The sequence below is a fragment of the Nocardioides sp. genome, from assembly GCF_050699375.1.
Lineage (GTDB): Bacteria > Actinomycetota > Actinomycetes > Propionibacteriales > Nocardioidaceae > Nocardioides.
Map to the genome: position 1 here is coordinate 1 of NZ_JBOHDN010000086.1, position 3,217 is coordinate 3,217.

5 protein-coding genes and 1 pseudogene are annotated in these 3,217 nt (G+C 65.6%); 5 read left to right on the forward strand and 1 reads right to left on the reverse strand.

Going from position 1 to position 3,217, the window contains the following annotated elements; translation table 11 throughout:
- Positions 1–298 (reverse strand): fatty acid desaturase family protein (locus ACRDPS_RS06030; protein WP_431500721.1); only part of this gene is annotated, 298 nt, incomplete at its 3' end.
- 93 nt (positions 299–391) lie between these two features.
- Here ACRDPS_RS06030 and ACRDPS_RS06035 point away from each other — a divergent pair.
- From ACRDPS_RS06035 to ACRDPS_RS06055, 5 genes and pseudogenes are all read left to right on the forward strand, one after another.
- Positions 392–961 (forward strand): MFS transporter, encoded by a 570-nt coding sequence (locus tag ACRDPS_RS06035; protein ID WP_431500722.1) that lies wholly within the window; start codon positions 392–394, stop codon positions 959–961.
- Positions 962–1,052: 91 nt separating this feature from the next.
- Entirely contained in the window at positions 1,053–1,304 is a 252-nt protein-coding gene (locus ACRDPS_RS06040) for an AbrB/MazE/SpoVT family DNA-binding domain-containing protein (protein WP_431500723.1), read from the forward strand.
- The gene (locus tag ACRDPS_RS06045) at positions 1,301–1,699 is read left to right on the forward strand and encodes a PIN domain-containing protein (RefSeq protein ID WP_431500724.1); all 399 of its coding nucleotides are present in this window, start codon (positions 1,301–1,303) and stop codon (positions 1,697–1,699) included. The genes ACRDPS_RS06040 and ACRDPS_RS06045 overlap by 4 nt, the downstream gene beginning before the upstream one ends.
- A gap of 36 nt (positions 1,700–1,735) precedes the next feature.
- Positions 1,736–2,791 carry an alpha/beta fold hydrolase gene (locus ACRDPS_RS06050; protein WP_431500725.1) on the forward strand — a complete coding sequence of 352 codons (1,056 nt, stop codon included), beginning with the start codon at positions 1,736–1,738 and terminating at the stop codon, positions 2,789–2,791.
- A gap of 114 nt (positions 2,792–2,905) precedes the next feature.
- Positions 2,906–3,217 (forward strand): annotated as a pseudogene (locus tag ACRDPS_RS06055) (tyrosine-type recombinase/integrase); the annotation flags it as partial.

Consider the following 3,217-nt stretch of genomic DNA (forward strand, 5'->3'; position numbering starts at 1 on the left):
GCATGTCCGGGAAGAGGTGGTGCTCGACCTGGAAGGACAGGTTGCCGCTCATCAGGTGGAAGAGGTCGCTGCCCTCGATGTTCGCCGAACCGAGCAGCTGACGGATGTACCAGGCGCCCATCGACTCATCCGCAGCCTCTTCCTCGGTGAAGGTGTAGGCCTGATCGGGGAAGTGACCGCAGAAGATGATCGCGTAGGCCCACACGTTGCGCACGACATTGGCGGTGAGGTTGGCCTTCAGTGTGCGCTTCCAGTGTCTGCCGCTCAGGGCGGGGAATGCGACGTAGTCCTTGACCACCTGGCGCACCGCCTTCTTGCCAATGCCCTTCAGCTCCTCGCGTACCTGCCTCTTGTCCTTGGTGCCGTCAGCGATGGACTCGAGGTCGAGGTCGTGGAAGGCGACGCCCCACTCGAAGGGCTGACCATCGGCGGCACGGTCTTCTTCTACACCTGGGCGATCGCCGCCCCGGCCTACGCCATCGGTGTCAAGGGGATGGCCCCCGCCGCCGCACTGTGGTCAGGGGCTGCCGCAACCGCTCTGCTGATCGTGCTGCTGCCATTCGCCGGGGCATTGTCGGATCGGATCGGTCGTCGCCCTAACTTCCTGATCTTCGCTGTCGGCGGGGCCGCCGTGACCTTCCCGCTCAACCGCCTCATCCAGGGGGAGGCCTGGCAGCTCCTGCTGGCGATGTCGATCGCGATGGTGCTGATCGCCTTCGTGGTCTCGATGATGCCGGCGGCGCTGGCCGAGCTGTTCCCGACCCACGTCAGGGCCTCGGGTTTCGCGGTGCCGTACTCGCTCGCGGTGGCAATCACCGGTGGCACCGCGCCCTACCTCCAGACGTGGCTCTCCAGTCGCGGCCAGGGCGACCTGTTCCTCGGATACACCGTTGTCTTGCTGTTGATCACCGCCGTCACCGTCGCCCTCACACCGGAGGCCAACGGCAAGCCGCTCGAGTAGCGGGTCGCCGATCTCCTTGCCAGGGCCCGTTGATCTCTTTCCTGTACAGGCGTACGTTGTAAGGAGGGCTTCGAATCGAAAGGAGATTCGCATGACGCAAGCCGTGATGACCAGCAAGGGCCAGATCACCATCCCGAAGGACGTTCGCGACGACCTGCGCCTCGAGGCCGGCTCCAAGGTCATGTTCGTGCGACTCGGCCCGCGGGAATACCGACTGGTGGCCCGCACGGGCAAGATCTCAGATCTGTACGGCGTCCTGGCGCGCCCAGGGCAGCGCAGTCTCACGGCCGAAGAGATCAACGAGGCGATCGCGGACGCCGCATCGGAGAGTGGCGGGTCGTGATCGGCGTCGACACCAATGTGCTGGTTCGCGCGTTGGTCGACATCGACGACCCGCAGCACGAGGCTGCGACAGCCTTTCTGGACTCGCTCACCGAGAAGTCCCAGGGCTTCATCACCCAGGTGACCTTGGTCGAGCTCTACTGGGTGGTGCACCGAGCGCTCGGGATCGACCGCTCATCGACACTGAAGGTGATCCGGGCACTGGTCGAGACGCCTGCCTTCGAGTTCGAGGACGGGGAAGGGGTCGTACGAGCGCTGTCTCTTGCCGAGGAGGGCGCCGACTTCGCCGACGCCCTGATCCATGCCTCGATGAGTCTCTTCGGTGTCACCGAGACCGTCACATTCGACAAGAGAGCCAGCCGTCAGCTCGGGTGGCGATTCCTGGGCGGAGAATAGGGTAGGGCCCGAGAGCGAGTTGGAAGGTTAAGCCGGATGGGTGACCAACGAACACTCGTGCAGCGCCGCCAGGCGGTGATGAACCTGTCCGACTTCCTGTTCAAGCGGGGGATCGCCGACACGAGCGACTTCCCGTCGACCGTTGTCGACACCGGCCACACGCGCACCGTCAAGCGGTACAACGAGACGACGCCGACGGGCGGCCTGCCTGTGCTGCTCGTGCCGCCGCTGGGCGCACAAGCGAAGTGCTTCGACCTGCACCGTGGCTGTTCCTACGCCGAGCATCTGGTGCAGGGCGGACGTCGGACCTACCTGCTCGACTACGGCGCACCGACCTTCGCGGACCGCCGCCTCGGCCTCGAGCATTACGTCATGAACGTGCTCCCGGCAGCGATCGACACGGTGAGCCAGGATGCCGGGGGAGCGCGGGTCAACCTCGTCGGCTGGTGCATGGGTGGGTTGCTGTCCCTGATCACGTCGGCGGCCTATCCAGCCCTCCCGATCAACGCCGTGGCCATGGTCGCGAGCCCGGTCGATCTCTCGAAGACGCCGCTGTTGGCGCCTCTGCGAGCGATCGGAAAATACACCGACGGCAGGATCATCGGCAGCCTCATCAAGCTCACTGGCGGGCCGCCGTCCCTGGTGACCGGGTTGGGGTTCAAGGCCACCGCGCTGCCGGCGTACCTCAAGAAGCCGATTACGTTGTGGAAATACCGTGACGACCGCGATTTCCTCGCCCAGGTCGCGGCGGTGGACGAGCTGATGAACAGCATGCTCACCTACCCTGGACGCGCGACGATGCAGGCGTACGTGCGGCTCGCCATCCGAAACGAGCTCGCGAGCGGCACGATCCGGGGAGTCACCCGCGAGGTGCACCTCGCGGACGTACGCGTGCCGGTGATGAACGTGGCGGGACAGAGCGATGTCCTGGTCCCAGCCGCAGCCGCACACCACGTGGCCCGGCTCCTCACCGACTCCCCAGACGTACGGATGCCGATCGCGCCAGGCGGACACCTCGGTGTCCTCACCGGTCCCAAGGCCTTAGGGACGACGTGGCGGCTCATCGACGAGTTCCTGGATGCCCACCCGTAATCCTGGGCCTCTGTACGCTCCGCGCCGAGCGGTCACCGACACGACCGCTGCTGGATTTCCGCGATAGTACCCCCTATCGCAGAAATGTTCGAAAAGACTGTAATCTGGGGGACTGTGAGCGTAGCGGGCGAGACAGTGATGTTCCACGACGTCGTCGAGCCATTTCTCACCGACCGAGCCACGCTGACCCGGCGCGGCCTCAACGACAGGTCGCGCGATGCATACCGTCAGGACCTCACCGCGTGGGCACGTCAGCTGCACGTCGACGCGGGCGGCGACGCCGAGGCCGATGTCCTGAGACGTGTTCCGATCTCGGCGCTGACCGACCAGAACGTACGCATCGCCTACCGGTCGTTGCGGGAGAGCTCGGCCGCAGCGACCTGCCAGCGCCGCGTCGGCACCCTGAGGCTGTTCACCCAGTGGCTG

Excerpts from the sequence above, each read along its gene's own strand:
- ACRDPS_RS06050 (WP_431500725.1), top strand. The coding sequence starts at position 1,736 with ATGGGTGACCAACGAACACTCGTGCAGCGCCGCCAGGCGGTGATGAAC.
- ACRDPS_RS06040 (WP_431500723.1), top strand. The coding sequence starts at position 1,053 with ATGACGCAAGCCGTGATGACCAGCAAGGGCCAGATCACCATCCCGAAG.